This window comes from Gilliamella sp. B3892 (assembly GCF_026536305.1).
Classification (GTDB): domain Bacteria; phylum Pseudomonadota; class Gammaproteobacteria; order Enterobacterales; family Orbaceae; genus Gilliamella.
Genome location: NZ_JAFNOK010000003.1, coordinates 172,936 through 191,650, shown reverse-complemented (window position 1 = coordinate 191,650; position 18,715 = coordinate 172,936). Strand labels below are relative to the sequence as shown.

Annotated in this window: 15 protein-coding genes; 2 read left to right on the top strand and 13 right to left on the bottom strand. The window is 39.0% G+C overall.

Annotated features, from left to right (window positions below; translation table 11 throughout):
* Positions 1-296: 296 nt before the first annotated feature.
* The 5 genes from mutT to J3U74_RS05110 form a co-directional block, all read right to left on the bottom strand.
* A complete protein-coding gene (gene mutT, locus J3U74_RS05135; RefSeq protein WP_220218940.1) occupies positions 297-701 on the bottom strand; it encodes an 8-oxo-dGTP diphosphatase MutT in 405 nt (134 codons plus the stop codon).
* Positions 702-820: 119 nt separating this feature from the next.
* Positions 821-3,550, bottom strand: coding sequence for a preprotein translocase subunit SecA (gene secA, locus J3U74_RS05125; RefSeq protein ID WP_294845255.1), 2,730 nt, complete (start codon positions 3,548-3,550; stop codon positions 821-823).
* 84 nt (positions 3,551-3,634) lie between these two features.
* Positions 3,635-3,979, bottom strand: a complete 345-nt coding sequence (locus J3U74_RS05120) for a hypothetical protein (protein WP_267328657.1) — start codon at positions 3,977-3,979, stop codon at positions 3,635-3,637.
* Positions 3,980-4,473: 494 nt separating this feature from the next.
* Positions 4,474-6,039 carry a multicopper oxidase family protein gene (locus J3U74_RS05115; RefSeq protein ID WP_267328656.1) on the bottom strand — a complete coding sequence of 522 codons (1,566 nt, stop codon included), beginning with the start codon at positions 6,037-6,039 and terminating at the stop codon, positions 4,474-4,476.
* Positions 6,040-6,179: 140 nt separating this feature from the next.
* A complete protein-coding gene (locus J3U74_RS05110) occupies positions 6,180-6,554 on the bottom strand; it encodes a hypothetical protein (protein ID WP_267328655.1) in 375 nt (124 codons plus the stop codon).
* A gap of 256 nt (positions 6,555-6,810) precedes the next feature.
* Between J3U74_RS05110 and J3U74_RS05105 the strand changes: the two genes are divergently transcribed.
* Together J3U74_RS05105 and folA are read left to right on the top strand one after the other, a co-directional pair.
* Positions 6,811-7,878 carry an MJ1255/VC2487 family glycosyltransferase gene (locus J3U74_RS05105; RefSeq protein ID WP_267328654.1) on the top strand — a complete coding sequence of 356 codons (1,068 nt, stop codon included), beginning with the start codon at positions 6,811-6,813 and terminating at the stop codon, positions 7,876-7,878.
* 10 nt (positions 7,879-7,888) lie between these two features.
* Positions 7,889-8,389 carry a type 3 dihydrofolate reductase gene (folA, locus tag J3U74_RS05100; RefSeq protein ID WP_220218945.1) on the top strand — a complete coding sequence of 167 codons (501 nt, stop codon included), beginning with the start codon at positions 7,889-7,891 and terminating at the stop codon, positions 8,387-8,389.
* A 47-nt stretch (positions 8,390-8,436) separates the two neighbouring features.
* On the opposite strand, the gene relA is transcribed toward folA, so the two are convergent.
* The 8 genes from relA to J3U74_RS05060 form a co-directional block, all read right to left on the bottom strand.
* Positions 8,437-10,692 (bottom strand): GTP diphosphokinase, encoded by a 2,256-nt coding sequence (gene relA / locus J3U74_RS05095; protein ID WP_267328653.1) that lies wholly within the window; start codon positions 10,690-10,692, stop codon positions 8,437-8,439.
* Positions 10,693-10,694: 2 nt separating this feature from the next.
* Positions 10,695-12,032 (bottom strand): 23S rRNA (uracil(1939)-C(5))-methyltransferase RlmD, encoded by a 1,338-nt coding sequence (gene rlmD, locus J3U74_RS05090; protein ID WP_267328652.1) that lies wholly within the window; start codon positions 12,030-12,032, stop codon positions 10,695-10,697.
* Between the two features lie 11 nt (positions 12,033-12,043).
* Positions 12,044-12,532 (bottom strand): pantetheine-phosphate adenylyltransferase, encoded by a 489-nt coding sequence (gene coaD / locus J3U74_RS05085; RefSeq protein WP_220218948.1) that lies wholly within the window; start codon positions 12,530-12,532, stop codon positions 12,044-12,046.
* Positions 12,533-12,807: 275 nt separating this feature from the next.
* Complete coding sequence (gene galM, locus J3U74_RS05080; protein ID WP_267328651.1) at positions 12,808-13,806, bottom strand: galactose-1-epimerase; 999 nt, start codon at positions 13,804-13,806, stop codon at positions 12,808-12,810.
* Complete coding sequence (galK, locus tag J3U74_RS05075) at positions 13,797-14,954, bottom strand: galactokinase (protein WP_267328650.1); 1,158 nt, start codon at positions 14,952-14,954, stop codon at positions 13,797-13,799. The genes galM and galK overlap by 10 nt, the downstream gene beginning before the upstream one ends.
* On the bottom strand, positions 14,955-16,004 hold the full coding sequence (gene galT / locus J3U74_RS05070; RefSeq protein ID WP_220218951.1) for a galactose-1-phosphate uridylyltransferase: 1,050 nt from the start codon (positions 16,002-16,004) through the stop codon (positions 14,955-14,957).
* 49 nt (positions 16,005-16,053) lie between these two features.
* Positions 16,054-17,070: a UDP-glucose 4-epimerase GalE gene (gene galE / locus J3U74_RS05065; RefSeq protein ID WP_220218952.1), complete on the bottom strand. Its 1,017-nt coding sequence runs from the start codon at positions 17,068-17,070 to the stop codon at positions 16,054-16,056.
* 43 nt (positions 17,071-17,113) lie between these two features.
* Positions 17,114-18,388, bottom strand: a complete 1,275-nt coding sequence (locus tag J3U74_RS05060) for an MFS transporter (protein ID WP_267328649.1) — start codon at positions 18,386-18,388, stop codon at positions 17,114-17,116.
* Between the last annotated feature and the right edge of the window lie 327 nt (positions 18,389-18,715).

The window sequence follows — 18,715 nt, the reverse complement described above, 5'->3', positions numbered from 1 at the left end:
AAAGGGTTAAAAATAATAGCATTCAAAGTTTAGAATGAATTATATTGTAGAAGAAAATAAGATTGTCTTAAAAAATAAAACAGCTCACCTCTAGCTTGAAAAGCAAGCTATAAAAGCCAATTGCCGTGAAAAGGGTTAAAAATAATAGCATTCAAAGTTTAGAATGAATTATATTGTAGAAGAAAATAAGATTGTCTTAAAAAATAAAACAGCTCCCTCTAGCTTGAAAAGCAAGCTATAAAAGACAATTGCCGTGAAAAGGGTTAAAAATAATAGCATTCAAAGTTTAGAATGAATTATATCTGTTTATCCCCGTTTTTTAGCATCTCAATAATGGTGCGGTTAGCATCAGGAAATTCATCGGCAATTAACTCTTCTTGATCAACCCAGCGGCTCGGTTGTCCCTCTTTGGCAAAGGGTACGCCGTCCCACTCTTCAACAAGATAAGCATGAATGGTGATATCACGATCATCATAACTGTGTTTGACGACTTTTAAAAATTGAGCATTGTGTATCTGGATATCGACTTCTTCTGCTATTTCACGTTGTAATGTTTGATAGGGCGTTTCGCCAGCTTCAATTTTTCCACCCGGAAATTCCCAAAAACCAGCAAGATGAGAGTCTTCACCACGTTGCGTGATAAAGATTTGACAATTTTGTGAACGAATAATACCTATAGCAATTTCAGTATGTTTTTTCATAATCCTATTGGTCTGAATAAAACCAAAGGGGAAAGTTAACCTTTCCCTTTCGATTCTGTTGTCAACTTAATTGACTATTTTAACATCATTATTGCTTGATGATACTAAATTTTTGTCAATTATTGTACAGCGCCGTGACAATGTTTGTATTTTTTACCTGAGCCACATGGACAAGGATCGTTACGACCAACTTTCGCTTCTGTTCGTACAATTGGTTGTGGTGAGCTTGGTGATTGGTCTTGATTTTCACCGTTAAAACCACCGATAGACTCATGGTTGGCATGCTGTTTTGCCATAAGTCTTTCCATTTCTGCTTGACGTTGACGCTCTGCTTCATCCACTTCTTGTTGAGAACGAATTTGCACCCGGCTTATATAACCAATGACATCATATTTTAACGATTCTAACATGTTAGCAAACATGTTAAATGATTCACGTTTATACTCTTGTTTCGGGTCTTTTTGTGCATAACCACGTAAATGGATACCTTGACGCAGATAATCCATTGCCGCTAAGTGCTCTTTCCACAAAGTATCAAGCGTTTGTAACATAACACTCTTTTCAAAGTCTCTGAGCGCTTCAGAACCGGCGATATTCTCTTTTTCGATATATCGGTCAGTGGCAATTTGCATAATGCGTTCACGCAACGTTTCTTCATGAAGATTTTGCTCTTCATCGAGCCACTTACTGATAGGTAGTTCAAGATCGAAATCGGTTTTTAAGGCATTTTCAAGTCCAGGTACATCCCACATCTCTTCAATCGATTGTGGTGGAATATACTGATCAATAACCGCATTAAACACATCACCACGAATTGAATCAATCGTCTCTTTAATATCAGAATTGTCTAACAGTTCGTTTCGCTGGCGATAGATAGCTTTACGTTGGTCATTTGCAACATCATCATATTCAAGTAATTGCTTACGAATATCAAAGTTACGACTTTCAACCTTTTTCTGCGCGTTAGCGATTGCTTTAGTGACCCACGGATGTTCGATAGCTTCGCCTTCTTTCATCCCCAGTTTACGCATCATATTACCCACACGCTCAGAAGCAAAGATTCTCATTAATGGATCTTCAAGCGATAGATAAAAACGTGACGCACCCGGATCACCTTGACGACCAGCACGGCCTCGTAACTGGTTATCAATACGACGAGATTCATGGCGCTCTGTACCTAAAATATAAAGTCCGCCTAAAGCAATAACTTCTTCATGTTTTGCTTGCCATGCTTGTTTGGCTTTTTCGATATCTTCCGGTGTTGGGTTTTCAATATGAGCGAGATCACTTTGCCAGTTACCACCTAACATAATATCCGTACCACGACCAGCCATATTGGTTGCGATAGTCACAGCACCTTTACTACCGGCATTGGCAATAATCTCAGCTTCTTGAGCATGGAATTTAGCATTTAACACATTATGTTTGATACCTGCTTTTTTAAATGCGTTAGACACTAACTCAGATTTTTCAATTGAAGCTGTACCCACTAACACGGGTTGACCACGTTCGATACAGGCTTTTACATCGGCAACAATCGCATCAATTTTTTCTTTTTCGCTCATAAAGACCAGATCAGGATAATCTTTACGTACCATTGGGCGATTGGTTGGTATAACAATCGTATCTAAACCATAAATTTGGTTAAATTCGAACGCTTCTGTATCAGCAGTACCGGTCATACCTGCTAATTTTTGATAGAGGCGGAAGTAATTTTGGAAAGTGATTGACGCTAATGTTTGGTTTTCATTATTAATTTTTACATGCTCTTTAGCTTCAACCGCTTGATGTAAACCGTCAGACCAACGGCGACCGTCCATTGTTCGGCCGGTATGTTCATCGACAATGATAATTTCGTTATCTCTAACAATATAATCAACATCACGATGAAATAAATGATGTGCTCGTAGGGCGGCGTTGACATGATGCATTAGCACGATATTACTCGGTGAGTAAAGTGATTCATCACTTTTCATAATACCTTGTTTGATCAGCAGCTCTTCAACTTTAATTAAACCACGTTCAGTTAAGTTGACTTGACGAGATTTTTCATCGATTGAAAAGTCACCGTCGCCTTGGAATTGATCTGAATCTTCTTTTTCTTGTCTGATTAAGCTTGGAATGATTTTATCAACACTGACATAACGATCAGAGCTATCTTCCGCCTGCCCGGAGATAATGAGAGGTGTTCGGGCTTCATCAATTAAGATTGAGTCAACTTCATCCACTAACGCATAATGTAATGGGCGTTGAACTCGAGCATTTTTGCTAAACACCATATTGTCACGTAGGTAGTCAAAACCATATTCGTTATTGGTACCATAAGTAATATCGGCATCATAGGCTTCACGCTTTAGGTGTGGCGGAAGATTAGGCAGGTTGATACCAACACTTAAGCCTAAAAATTCAAATAATGGGCGGTTGTTTTCCGCATCACGTTGCGCTAAGTAATCATTGACTGTAACAACATGTACGCCTTTGCCGGTTAAGGCATTTAAGTAAGCGGGTAAGGTTGCTGTTAATGTTTTACCTTCACCGGTGCGCATTTCGGCAATACAGCGCTCATTAAGCACCATGCCCCCAATAAGCTGGACATCAAAATGGCGCATACCAAATACCCGTTTACTGGCTTCACGAACAACAGCAAAGGCTTCTTCTAAAATATCATCTAATTTGGTGCCGTCAGCGATTTTTTGTTTAAATTCATTGGTTTTGGCTTTCAGCTCATCATCAGTTAACGCTTCCATTGCAGGTTCTAATGCGTTGATTCTTTCGACACGTTTGCGCATCATTTTTAAGATACGCTCATTACGACTACCGAACACTTTTGTTAATAATTTTAATAACATAAACTTTCTCTTATTCTTTTTTAATAGGTGTAATAAGGCATACGCCTTTTTGCGAAAATAGTATTTATTTGAGTTTCAAACTCGCTAAACGGTAGTTATAGGACCAGCTCTTATCGCATTATCGGGCGATAAGCGGACCACTTTACTCAATGACAAATCATCATAAATAGGCGAATTGATTTGCACATAAGCATGTCGTTTTGCCGATAGGGGGAGTGTTTGAGATGCTGATTTACTTGGTGCTTGATGATCTTGCACAATTGCGGCAATCGCAATAATATCAACATGTGAGATTGATGACTGCGCAGGTAAACCCGGTTGCTGGTACAAACCAAATCCAGCAGCAATCACACCTAATAATAAGTGCGATAATGCAGTTTTAATAATTAAGCGTTTGTGGAGTTGTTTACAATAGCTAATCACAGTCATAGTGGCAACATTCTAGCATTTTTTACCAAAATTAAAACAATTATTACAGCATTGTCATTGAGTCCTTTTAATGGCAGAAGAGAAATCGATTAATGTCTATGATTGAGTCGTTAGCCAGTTGAAGGTTAAGTTAGTAAAATTTCGTTTATTCAATAAGATATTATCCACTTGCCCAATTATATTCGGGTTTTTGTAAGTGTTAAATAGGCTGATGCAAATATCAACGCCAGCTCATTACCTTGCTTTAATGCTAATTTCGCGAGTTGATTAGCTGTATTTGCCTCGTCTGATGCAGAAGGTGCAATGAGCAAAGTAGTCTTTTTTTAAGGTAGTTAAGCTTTAGGATGAAAGCGACATAATCATTCTCATTAAGAAAATGGGGGAAGGCCATATTTATCATTGTCATCCCCCATTGCGGTCTGTATTGAATATTGGTTTTTATTTTCATCTTTTTTATTCACGTTCTGGCATTGAATAGAAAAGATGAAAGATGGTTATTTCACCATTAATTGCCCCATCATGCCTAATGTTTCATGTTCAACGATATGACAATGATACATGCGTAATCCCGGCATATTTTGTTGAATTTTAATAACAAGCGTTTCGTGCGGGCGTAAGTTAGTGGTATCTTTCAAGGCAACAAACTCGGGTGTAGTTTTAGTGCCATTTAATTCACGAGATTGCACAATAAATTGCGCTCCATGTATATGGAAATTGTGATCCATATGTGAGTTGTTAACAATTGTCCACTCTTCAACATCGTGAAGTTTACTTTCTAAGTCGATTCGTGACATATCATGCCGTTTGCCATTAATTAAAAACAGCATACCACCTCGAGGCTCACTTTTATCCATTACTTCGGTATATTCAAGTGATTTTTTGGCGACGGCTTCACCTAAAGTTGGTACTTGCTTTAGATGAGTCGGTAGAACGGTACTGGCCGTTTGAGTTAACTGAAGCTGTGAAAGAATGATGTTTTGTTCCGGCGGTACATTCCCCATTTTGCCACGATCGTAGCCAATGTTTTGCAAGTAAAGGCTGGCGGTTTTTTTCGGAACGATAACCACTTCAGCCCGTTCTGCCGGAGTAAGTAATAGCGGTTTGTTGAGTTGATGCGGCTCGGCAATGAAACCGCCGTCTGTAGCAACTAAAAAGACATCACAATCCGGTATTGATAGGTTTAAATATCGGCCAGAACACGCATTCCAGATTCTGACTCGGGTTGCACCTTCTACTTTTATATTGGGTTGGTAAGTACCATTGATTAACACAAATTGTCCTTCCCGACCATTCATCCAGTCAGTCATGGAGTTTTCGGCGATTTCGCCGTTTTCAGTTAATTTTAAGTCGGAAAAGAACCAATGTTGCTCCGGTAGCGAAGCGAGCGGATCATTTTTACTGCGCACAATAAAGGTACCGGCTAAGCCACGAAAGACTTGTTCTGCCACCGTATTATGCCCATGTGGATGATACCAATATGTCCCGGCTGTGCCTTCCGGTATGGTAAATTCATAAACCCGGCTGCCACCTGCCGGAATAGCATCTTGTGGATTTCCGTCTTGATCTGAAGGAATAAGCAAACCATGCCAGTGAACGGTTGTCGGTTGTGAGAGATCATTTTTAACGGTTATTTTAACATGATCGCCTTCAAATACTTCGATTTTCGGGCCTGGAATCATGCCATTATATGCCCAAAATTCGGTGGTAATTTCCGGTGTTAAGGCTATCTTGACCGGTTTTAAATGTAGCGTTGCTTCAAATACGCCAGCTTGGGTACTGGTATTTTTTAAATTAGTTAACTCGGGTAAATTTTTACCGTGTGGTAGCGCTGTAGTCGATAACAGTTTTTGTGGCATGTTGTTATTCATGTTCATATTCATATTCATATTCATGTTCATGTTCATATGGTCGTGCATATCCCCCTCCGTATTACAGTTATCAGATTTAACATCACAAACGTTTTCGGACATCGATGAGTGATTCATTTTGGCGATAGCTTTAGTGGCAATTAATCCGCCTAGGGCTGCGGTAAAACTGATGATAAAATTTCGACGTTTCATAATATTCCTTTAAAATACATTTAGTTAAATAATAACCTTCTCTTCAAAACACCATAATAAAAAGCCAGACAAGCGGTGCCTTTTATTGCGTTATTGATAGTGAATTACTTACTTCTTATTTATGTGTAGATAAAAACGTTTTAAGCAATTTTTGGTGGTTTTAACTCAGGAATAAATGCTTTATACACCGGTATAAATTTTATTGGTCGGTACTGTTCGCTTTCAGTGGCATAATCAAAGGAGATAACGTAGTCAGTTATTAGCGAACCACATGTTAAGCAGTGATTGGCTAATTGACAGGTGTTTGGGAATACTGATTTAGGATTAGATTTACTGGTAGTTAAGTGGCTTTCGATTTGATTTATTTTTACAGCCGTTTGATGCGCCAAATGACAACGAGCAGGGGATTGAAAATTATTTTTAGATAAATGCCATACAGAAACACTCAACAAAAATAATACTATTGCCAATAGGGCAATAATATTATAAGCGTTATTGTTGATTCTTAATGACATAGTAAATCTCACTATTCATCTAACAAAATATGCGCTTATTTTACCGAAAAAAGCGCGAAATTTGTACTTTTTTTAGGAACTTTAAGGTTAAATGATTGAATTCATTTTCTCGCATAGTGACAATAATAGCGCTGGTTGTCTTTTGCTGAGTAAAAAATAAGCTAAATATCAACGATATTTAGATAAAATATGTAAGATAAATACTAACTGTTCTGTTATTATATTTGTATAACAAAAAAATGTGAAATATAACGGTATGAAAATTCTTTTTGGTGTTCAAGGCACAGGAAATGGCCATATTAGTCGTTGTAGAACATTAGCTAAAGCATTGAAAAAGGTTGGCGCTGATGTTGATTATATTTTTAGTGGTCGCGATGCTAAAGATTATTTTGATATGGAAGCATTTGGTAACTATAAAACCTTTTGTGGTCTCTCTTTTGCAACGCTTAATGGTAAGATTAATTTTCGTAAAACAATCCAACGAATTCGAGCTTTTCGGCTGATTAAAGATGTCCGTGAGCTGGATCTTTCAAATTATGACTGTATTATTAGCGATTTTGAGCCGGTTAGTGCTTGGGCTGCTCACAATCAACATCGGGAGTGTCTAGGGATCAGTAATCAGGCCGTTTGCCAATACCTTAAACCGAAAGAGTATGGCATGATTGCCAATGTGATTATGAAATATTATGCGCCCGTGACTCAACCTATAGGTCTGCATTGGTTTCATTTTGGGCATAAACTGATTCCACCAATGATTGATTCATTTGATGTTGCACCAACTGAGAACGGAACAATCGTTGTTTATTTACCGTTTGAAGGGTTAGATGAAATTACCCAGTTTTTAACGCCGTATAAAGAGTATCAATTTATCTGTTTTCATCCGGATGTTAAACAATCATCAAATCAAGGTAATATCACCATGCATACCCTCAGTCGGGATAATTTTACGCATGCGTTATTAAGCTGTTCGGGTATTATTTCTAATACGGGTTTTGCTCTAATATCAGAAGCGTTAGCGTTGGGTAAAAAAATTCTAACTAAGCCGGTTTCTGGTCAATTTGAACAAATTTATAATGCTCAGTGCTTGCAAACTTTAGATATGGCAACGGTAATGGAAAATTTAAATCATGCTAAACTTAAACATTGGTTAAATCTTGCATCACCTCAACCAACGATCTATCCGGATGTTGCAACGGAATTAGCAAATTGGATTGTTTCAGGGCAAAAAGAGTCTTTACTATCGTTAAGCCAACGATTATGGCGTGCAACGGTGTTTTCGGAAAATGTGCAAAAACGTATTAAATCTTTAGGGTATTGTGTATAAAGGAAATAGTATGATTTTAAGTATTATTGTTGCCATGGCGGATAATCGTGTGATTGGTTTAAATAATCAAATGCCATGGCATTTACCTGCTGATTTAGCATGGTTTAAAAAAAATACGCTAAATAAACCTGTGATTATGGGACGTAAAACGTTTGAATCAATCGGTCGACCCTTGCCTCATCGCCATAATATCATTATTAGTCGACAGGCAGAGAAAAGCCAAGCTAATGAGGAAAATATCAGTTGGGTTGGATCAATTGATGAAGCTATCGCATTGGCTAAAACGCAGCAGGTCGAAGAGGCATTTATTATTGGTGGTGGCAATATATATAATCAGTCGCTACCTTTTGTTGATCGTCTGTACTTAACCCATATTCAAGCGGATTTAAAGGGCGATACCTATTTTCCGGATTATCAGCCGGAAAACTGGCAGCAAGTTTATTGTGAAAATCATCATGCCGATGATAAAAATCCTTATGATTACCAGTTTGAAATTTTAGCCAGAAGTTAAAGGTCAATACGTTGCCACAACGTTAAGCTGTGGCAAATAAACAGGTTTTAGCCCTGTAATCGTTTTGCTTCAACCACATCCGGTAACTGCTTAATCTTAGTTAATACTCGATTAAGTGAATCTTGATTAAATATCTGCATATCCATATCAATGGTTGCAAGTTGCTGTTTCATTTCAATGCGGCTGGTAACACTTAGCACATTGACTTTTTCGTTGGCTAATATGGTGGTGATATCCCGCAATAAGCCACTTCTGTCATTGGCAATAATTCTGACAATCATGGTGTAACTTGAATTGTGATTACCGCTCCATTGTGCACTGGTGATCCGCTCCGGCGCATGGTTTTTTAATTCTTGTAGTTGTTCACAATCAGCACGGTGAATGGAGATGCCTCGACCTTGAGTGACAAATCCCACTATCGGATCACCGGGTATCGGGCGGCAGCAGTTAGCAATGGTGTACATTAAATTATCCACACCTTCGATAATAATTTCGCCACATTTACTTGCGGTTTTAGTAATGTTTTTGGCTTGCGTCGTCGATTTTTGGGTGATCTGTTTTAAAGCCGCTTCATCTTCTTCTTCCGCCGTCGGTTTGTTAAATTGGGCATTGATAAAATTCACTAATTGATTAATTCTAACATCGCCACTACCAATACCAGCAAGCACTTCATTAAATGAATGTGCGTTATATTTATTGATGAGGATCTTTTCAACACTTTTTAAACTGATATTTAAAGGCTCAAGTTCATTGGATAAGATCTGTTCACCTGTAGCAATATTTTTATCACGATCTTGCTTTTTAAACCAGGCAAGAATTTTGGCTCTGGCTCGACTGCTGTTAACAAAACCGGTATTGGGATTTAACCAGTCACGGCTAGGGTTAGGCTGTTTTTGGGTGATGATTTCGACTTGATCACCGATTTTTAGGTTGTAGGTAAATGGCACAATGCGTCCGCCAACTTTGGCGCCAATACAGCGATGTCCAACATCACTATGAATATGGTAAGCAAAATCAAGCGGGGTTGAGCCAGCAGGCAAATCAACCACATCGCCTTTAGGGGTGAAGACGTAAACGCGATCATCAAAAATTTGGCTTCTGACCGCTTCTTGTATCTCGCCACTTTCTGACATCTCTTGTTGCCATGTGAGTAGCTTACGTAACCAAGAAATCCGTTGATCGTAAGCGGTCATTTTATCGGTACTGCCTTCTTTGTACTTCCAATGTGCCGCAACGCCTAATTCGGCATCATTATGCATTTGTTCCGTTCGGATTTGAATTTCTATGGTTTTTTCTTCAGGACCATATACTACGGTGTGAATCGATTGGTAACCGTTTGGTTTGGGATTAGCGACATAATCGTCAAACTCTTTGGCAATGTGTTTATAGTGACTATGCACAATACCTAATGCATTATAACAGTCTTCAATTCGATCGCAGATGATACGTACCGCTCTGATATCGTAAAGCTCGTCGAACTGTAGATGTTTGCGTTCCATTTTTCGCCATATGCTGTAGATGTGTTTTGGTCGCCCGTAAACCTCTGCCCGAATATGGTCTTGATTCATCATATCTTGAAGATTTTTAACAAACTGATTGATATATTGCTCACGATCTAAACGTTTTTCTTGTAATTGTGAGGCGATAAAGCGATATTGATCGGGATATAAATAACGGAAACAAAAATCTTCTAATTCCCATTTTAGTTGCCCAATACCTAACCGATTGGCAAGTGGCGCATAAATATTAAAGCACTCTTTAGCGGCAAGAAATTGCTCTTCTTGAGGCGCATGCATTAACGTACGTAAGTAGGTGATGCGTTCGGCAATTTTGATAACAACACTGCGGAAATCGTTGACCATTGCCAATAACATACGTCTGATGCTATCGATTTGTTCATTGGTTGCATTACCATTACGAATCGCCCGCAATTGGCGAATATCTTTCATTTTGATAATGCTGGAAAGAATGTGAATGATTTCACGATCGAAATCTTCGGGGATATCTTCCCGGCGGATAACTTTGGCATCAAGGAAAGGAAGCAGTAGGGCGGCACACAGGCTATTGATATCCATATTTAAGGTTGACAAAATTTCGACCATTTCAATCGCATTTTGAAAACAATATGTCTGCTCAGCCGATCCGGCACTATTTTCAAAACAGAAATCCCAAATATCTTTAAACTTCTGATAGGATTCTTGATTGGTCAATAACAGCTCGTGTTTAGCCCACAGTTCAACATCAAATTGAGCAAGAGAGTAATGCTCTTCATGCTGTTGGTGCGCTCCTCTAATTGATACCATAATTACGGTCCTAACTTTGTTAACAATAACATTGATTCAATGTGCTTGGTTTGAGGAAACATATCTAATATCGCAACTTGAGAAATTTGGTATCCTGCATCAATAAATTGTTTGGTGTCTCTTGCTAACGTCGCCGGATTACACGAAATATAAACAATTTTAGATGGTGCAAGTTTCACAATTTCAGCTGAAGCATTCAAAGCACCTGCACGGGCAGGATCAAGCAATACTTTACTAAATTGTGATTCACTCCAGATTGCAAATTGTGCTGTATCCTCTAAATTTCCTGTTATAAAATGTGTTTGGGCACAAATGTCATTCTTATTTAATATGGTGTTGAATTTGGCTTTTTCAACCAGCGCCTCAACACCTTCTACGCCAGTAACAGATTTGCATAACTTTGCCATTGGCAACGAAAAATTACCCATACCACAGAACAGATCCAGTACATTATCTGTGGGTTCTAAGGCCAGCCACTGTAGCGCTTGATTAACCATTTTTTGATTAATTTTACTACTTACTTGGATAAAATCGAGTGGACTAACCGTTAATTTTAAATGATTAATAAGGTAATAATGTTCGGTGTTACCGGTTATATGCACTAATTGTTTGCCATGTAAATAGAGTGAAATATTATTAGTATCGGCAAATTGTTTTAATATATTAGTCTCTTTTTCAGTCATTGGCATGGTATGTCTTAGTACCATGATAATTCCACTGTCGAGGGCTATTAATTCAACATGTCCCAGTGCTTTTTGCTGTTTAATATTTTTTAAGCAGATCTGTAATGGAGCAATGAGCGCATCTAACTCAGGAACTAAAATTGGGCAGTTTTGAATATTAATAATCTGATTAGATTCTGCCTGCCTGAAGCCTACCAACAACTCACCTTTAACCAAATTAATTGATAGCCTTGCCCGCCGGCGGTATCCGTATGGCTGATCGGCGATAATAAGCGGTGCTTGCGCTAAAACTGATGTTAATGATGACTGACTCTCTTTTTGTAATAGTTTTATCAAAGCTTGATATTTAGCTTGCTGCTGTAAGTGTGACGAAATATGTTGCAGTTCGCACCCGCCACAGCGCTGATAATATTGACACTGAGGTGTGACCCGTTCGTTGCTTTGATTGTGATATTTGATAACTTTTGCTTTAGCGTAATTTTTTTTATCTTCTGTCAATACAATATCAACAGTTTCGCCCGGTAGAGCCGATTTTACAAATAGAGTTTTACCTTTGTCATTGGCCACGCCTTGACCGAAGGCATCTAAATTTTCAACTGTGACTGTCAGTTTTTGCGCTGTGAGTTTTTTTTTCGTTGGGGTATAGAATTTGACCATTTTAACTACAATTATGTTAACCGTTCAAGTAATGCCGTTTTGACATGTAAAGGGACTAAATTTGTCACATCCCCGCCATGGTAGGCGACTTCTTTAACAATTGTTGATGAAATAAAGCCCATCGCTATTGACGGCATTAAAAATAGGGTATCGAGATCAGCTTTAAGTGCTCGGTTCATTTCGGCCAGTTGCCTTTCGTATTCAAAATCGTGTGTAGTTCTGACGCCTCGAACAATGACCGTTGCATTATGTTCGTGAGCAAACTTTGCCATTAACGTTTCAAAACCAATTACCTCAACATTAAGTAAATGTTCACTTGCTGTAGAGGCTAAATTGACCCGCTCATCTAGCGTAAATAGGGTTTTTTTGTTGGGGCTTTGGGCAATGGCAACAATAAGACGAGGAAATAGTTTTGAGGCTCGTGTTATCAGATCGATATGTCCATTAGTGATAGGATCGAACGTTCCGGGAAAAACGGCGGTCAAGGTTTTACTTTTCATCAGTCATATTATCCATTATTAAATGTGGGGATATCATACCTAATTTTATTTAGGATTGTTAGTTAAGTAAGGTAAATTTCTTTTTATTTTTATACTAAAACGTATATATTTTCTGAAAGTTCTTGACAAAACGGCGCATAAGAAAGTGATAACACCGATTAGATCATAAGGCGAGCATGGGCGATTGATAGGTTAAAAAATAAAAAAAGCAAATTATGGAAGAAGCGGTGACTTCCACCATAATTTGTGTCACAGTGACATTAAGGTACCGACTACTAAGTGAAAAAATGAAAAGTTGTTTGGTGATGATAAGCCTGATCTGGTTGCAAAAAACAGCTAGCTTGCGCCCACTCCGGATGATGTGGACTATCCGGTAAGCATTCGGCTTCTAATGCGACGCCGGCAAAATTGTCATACTCACCATTGTGACGATTAGGAGTATGTTGCAAAAAATTGCCTGTGTAGACCTGTAGCGCCGGCTGAGTTGTGGTCATATTCATCACAATTTTTTTATCACTGGATATGAGCTGTGCAGCAATAGGTTGTGTCTTATCTAATAGATATGCATGGTCATAACCGCCGGTTTTTTGCCTTTCTTCACTCTCAAGCAATCTATCCGATAGCAATCTTGGTTGGCGTAAATCCATATCTGCTTGAGTGACATCAGTTAAATCACCGCAAGGAATTCCCTGTTTATCGACCGGTAAGTATAAGTTAGCATTGACTTTTAATGTGTGGGAAAGAATATTTTTACTGCTTTCGCCATCGAGATTAAAGTAAGCATGGTTGGTTAAATTTACCGGCGTTGTTTTGTTGGTGGTGGCTTGAAACTCGATCACAACTTGATTTTCATCGGTTAAATGATAACTGACTGTGACGTTAAGTTCACCGGGAAAGCCTTGATCGCCGTCAGGTGAAATTAAACTAAAGGTCACTTTTTGTGCCGATTGATTTTTGATATCCCATAACAATTTATCAAAACCTAGCTTGCCGCCATGAAGTTGGTTTTCCCCTTGATTGGCAACAAGTCGATAGTGGGTGCCAGCTATATCAATGGCAGCGCCTGCAATTCGGTTTGCATAACGCCCAATTGTTGCCCCTAAATAGGCATCTTGCTGTTGATATTGTTCAAAGGTTTTACAGCCAAGTAATACTTCGCGGTGTTCTCCGGCATTGATTGGCACTAAACAAGATAGCCAAGTTGCGCCCCAATTCGAGACTTTAACTTGCATACCTTGTTTATTCGTAAGAGTAATAATCTGCATTACTGACATATTGCACTGGCTCCTTCACTCGGCTGGCAAACATAGCATGTTTCTTTAATGCCAAACTTTTGCTGATAATGGTTATGCACCACCGCTTTAACGTCGTCCACTTTATCTTTAGGTACCAAAGCAACCACGCAACCGCCAAAACCGCCGCCGGTCATACGCACGCCACCTTCATCGCCGATGACTTTGTGGATAATTTCAACTAAGTAATCAATTGCCGGAACGGTGATTTCAAAATCATCACGCATCGATTTGTGGCTTTGCGCCATAAGTAGTGATAAAAGTTTGTAATCCCTCACTTCCAGCGCATGTGATGCTAATAAGGTACGCTCATTTTCAGTAATCACATGGCGAGCCCGTTTAAATACCACCGGATCAAGTGTTGACTCAATGACTTCCAACTCAGCAAGTGATGCATCACGCAAGGCTCTAACCCCTAATGCTTCGGCGGCAGCTTCGCATTGTTCACGGCGGGTGTTGTATTGGCTATCGACTAAGCCCCGTTTGATGTTGGAATTGATAATCACTACAGCGAGATCCTCAGGAATACTGACCGGATGAGTCCCTAATGTGCGGCAATCAATCAATAATGCATGTTGTGCTTCTCCTAATGCCGATATCAGTTGATCCATAATGCCACAGTTACAACCCACAAACTGATTTTCGGCTTCTTGCCCGATTAAGGCGAGTTTTGTGCCATCTAACGGCAGTTGATAAAGCACTTGAAACATTTTACCCACCGCCACCTCAAGTGATGCTGAGGAGCTTAAGCCAGCACCTTGTGGCACATTACCGCTGATAACAAAGTCTGCGCCATGAATATTGTTGGCATATTTTTTTAAATGTTTCACTACGCCTCGTACATAATTCGCCCATTGATAGTTTGGGTGCTTTTCGATTGGCTTGTCTAACGAAAACTCATCTTGTTGATGATGATAATCCAGCGCGATGACTCGTATAATATTATCTGAACGTTTGTGGCAACTGATTACAGTTTGATAATTAATCGCACACGGTAACACATAGCCGTCGTTGTAGTCGGTATGTTCACCAATTAAATTGACTCGTCCGGGAGCTTGCACAACCGTATCGGGTTGGTATCCAAATTGACATTCAAAAGCTTGTGTGGTTTTTTCGATTAATGCTTTCATCTATTTATCCTTTTGAGCTTTATAGTGCACATCACTAACGTTACGCAGTCTTTCGGCTGCCTGTTCTGGCGTTAAATCTCGTTGTACTTCAGCGAGCATCTCATAACCAACCATGAATTTTTTAACTGTAGCTGAACGTAACAATGGGGGATAAAAGTGTGCATGTAATTGCCAATATTGCGCATTATTTTCTCCGTATGGCGCACCATGCCAGCCCATTGAATAAGGGAAAGAGCAGTTAAACAAGTTATCATAGCGGCAGGTTAATTTTTTTAGTGCAATAGCTAAATCAACTTGTTGTTCATTCGTTAATAAAGTCAGTTGTGGAATGTGGGTTTTGGGTAACAGTAATGTTTCAAAAGGCCATACCGCCCAAAATGGCACAACCGCCAACCAATAGTCTGTTTCAACGACAATACGTTCACGAGCGATAAGTTCTTTTTCGACATAATCAACCAATAAATTGCGGTGGTATTTCTGAAAATAATGGCGCATGTTCTGATCTTCACGTGCAATTTCATTGGGTATAAAGCTATTTGCCCAAATTTGCCCATGTGGATGTGGGTTTGAGCAACCCATTGCTGCGCCTTTATTTTCAAATATTTGCACCCACGGGTAATGTTGGCTAAGTTCTTGTTGTTGACGAATCCATGTCTTAATAACGCCCTCAATCGCAGGTAAATCAAGTTCAGGTATTGTTTTACTGTGATCGGGTGAAAAACAGATAACCCGACTTGTTCCCCTGGCACTTTGCATTTGAAAGAGGGGATCGTCATTTACCGGCGAGTCGGGCGTATTTTCCATTAGTGCAGCAAAATCATTGGTAAAAACAAACGTTCCGGTATAGTCAGGGTTCACATCGCCGGTGACACGCTTATTGCCCGGGCACAAAAAACAATTTGGATCGTAGCTTGGTTTTTGCTCCTGATTTAATGTCTCTTGCTGACCTTGCCAAGGCCGTTTTGCTCGATGTGGCGAAACAAGTACCCATTGATTGGTCAACGGGTTATACCGACGATGAGGATGATCAACCGGGTTAAAAATGTCCATTTGTACCTCTTATCTGATTTTGCCTAATTTTTTATTGAAGATCACCCAATTAATCCGGGTAACCTTGTGGGTTTTTTGATTGCCAATGCCATGAATCTTTGACCATGTCATCAAGCGTGAGTTTGGTTTTCCAACCTAATATTTGTTCGGCTTTTTTAGCATCAGCCCAAAACGCTGGCAGATCGCCGGCTCGTTTCGGCGCAAAATGCCAATTGAGTGGCTTGCCGGATGCTTTTTCAAAAGCTTGAATAACTTGTAATACACTGTAGCCAATGCCGGAACCTAAGTTATAAATGTGTACACCGGCTTTATTGTGGTCTGCTTTAAGGGCGGCAATATGACCGTCAGCTAAATCAACGACATGAATAAAGTCACGCACACAAGTACCGTCTTGTGTTGGGTAGTCATTGCCAAATACGGCTAGCGATTGTCGTTTACCTATGGCAACTTGCGTAATATATGGCATAAGATTGTTTGGGATACCTAGTGGATCTTCGCCCATTAATCCGCTTGGATGCGCCCCAACCGGGTTAAAATAGCGTAGGATTGTCAATGACCAATCAGGCTCAGCGACCGCTAAATCCATGATGCATTGTTCAACCATTAATTTACTTTTGCCATAAGGGCTGGTTGGTAAACCTTGTGGTAAGGTTTCAACGTAAGGAACGGGTGCCAGCTCACCATATACGGTTGCTGATGAACTAAAAACTAACTGTTTAACACCCGCATCACGCATTGCTTTCATCAAAACGATACTGCCGTAAACATTGTTTTGATAATACTCAAGTGGTTTATGCACCGACTCGCCCACTGCTTTTAGACCTGCAAAATGGATAACCGCTTGTATTTTATGCTCGTTGAAAATTTTAGCTAAAAGCTCTGCATCACACACATCACCTTGATAAAAATCAACACGCTGTCCGGTTATTTGTTCTATTCTGTCTAATACAGATGCTTTACTGTTAAACAAATTATCAATCACAATAGGGGTATAGCCCGATTGAATCAATTGTACGCATGTGTGACTTCCTATATATCCGCAACCGCCTGTAACTAATATTTTCATTTTCAAACCTTTATTTATGCAAGTTAAGTTAAGCGAAGGTCAATTAATCTTGTGTATCTTCACTTTTTTGTTTTCTAAAAAGATCCCATGGACCCCGTCCAGATAAGGTGAAGGATGAAATTATAGTAAAGCTAAAAGCAATTAAGCCAAGTACTAAGTATGCTCCTTCAAAACCAATTTTAACATACATTAATCCTGCAAAGGTGGACATAAACATAATCGATAACTGTTTTGCAAAACAAAATGCAATTAAGTAAACCGTTGCCGATAAGCGAATCGGAAAGTGTTTAGTAATATATTTAAATGCACCAACTAACAATAATGGGGCTTCAAACATATGTAAGGTCTTTAAAATAACAACTTCAACGGCATTACTGGCAAAGGCTGAGCCAGTTATGCGAATTGACATAATAGCGCCAGCAACTAACAACGTATTTTTGCTACCAATTTTCATTACAATAAGCGGCGCAAAAAACATGACAGTCGCATTTAAAAATTCACCGAGGGTGGTGACATAACCAAAGGCTTCTCGCCCTATCTGTTCACTTGAAAAAAATGAGGTGAAAAAGTTAGCAAATTGTTGATCAAATACATCATAAGTGCAAGCAACACCGACAATATATAGCATAAAAAACCAAGTTTTGCGCATGCTAAGCAAGTCAACGGCTAATTTCAGGTTAAAAGGCTCGGGTTTATTTAGTCCCATTTGTTCAACCACATCGGTAGTTGACGTTTTTGCTGGATCGGCGATTTTGACTAAAAATAACAAAATCAGCGCAAAGCCGGAACACAACCAATATACAGCGTTGACATCTTTCGATATCATTATACCGACAAATGAAGCGCAGATAGCCCAACCAAAACAGCCAAACATCCGGCAGCGGCCAAATTCAAACCCACTGCGTCGACTGATTTTTTCAACCAATGCTTCAATAGCGGGCGCTCCACCACTAAATACCATACCAAGATAAAAACCGCCGGCTATGGCACCTAGTGTCACATTAAATCTTAAAAGTGGCCCAAGTACGAAAATAAAAAACGGACCAAATAACACTAACAGCAAGGTTATGACCCATAGCAGATGTTTTTTAAGTCCCAACTTATCGGAAACTAAACCAAATAAAGGCTGAAAAAACAGTGCGAATAGTGAAATAAATGAAAACACATAACCGGTGTCGGCTTCATTTAGTCCATTCATTTTCAACCAAACAGGAAAAAATGGACAATAAGCGCCCATAATGAAAAAGTACAGAAAGAAGTAGAGGCTAAACACCCAGTAATTCTTGTTGTGTAATGAAGACTTGATTTTTTGATTCATAGTGAACTTCCTTTGCTAAGCCTTAAATGATTAATTCATCATTTGGGAATCGTTTACATATTCAGTAAACAGAAAAAGCTACATAAGATTGCGTAAATAATATCACTAAGAAAATCCAAAAAAAGTGATCTAGGTAACATTTTATGAAATCGTTTACATTTTTTGTTTGCCCGACATTAGCCATTACTTTAGTTGTTAATCTATTGTTTAAATTAGTATTATTAGCTATTTTCTAAAAAGAAGCTTAGATAAACAATTAAAATTATCAAAAATAATCATGTTACCTCTAGTTTGAATAACCATTATTGAACAATAAGTCATCAAGAT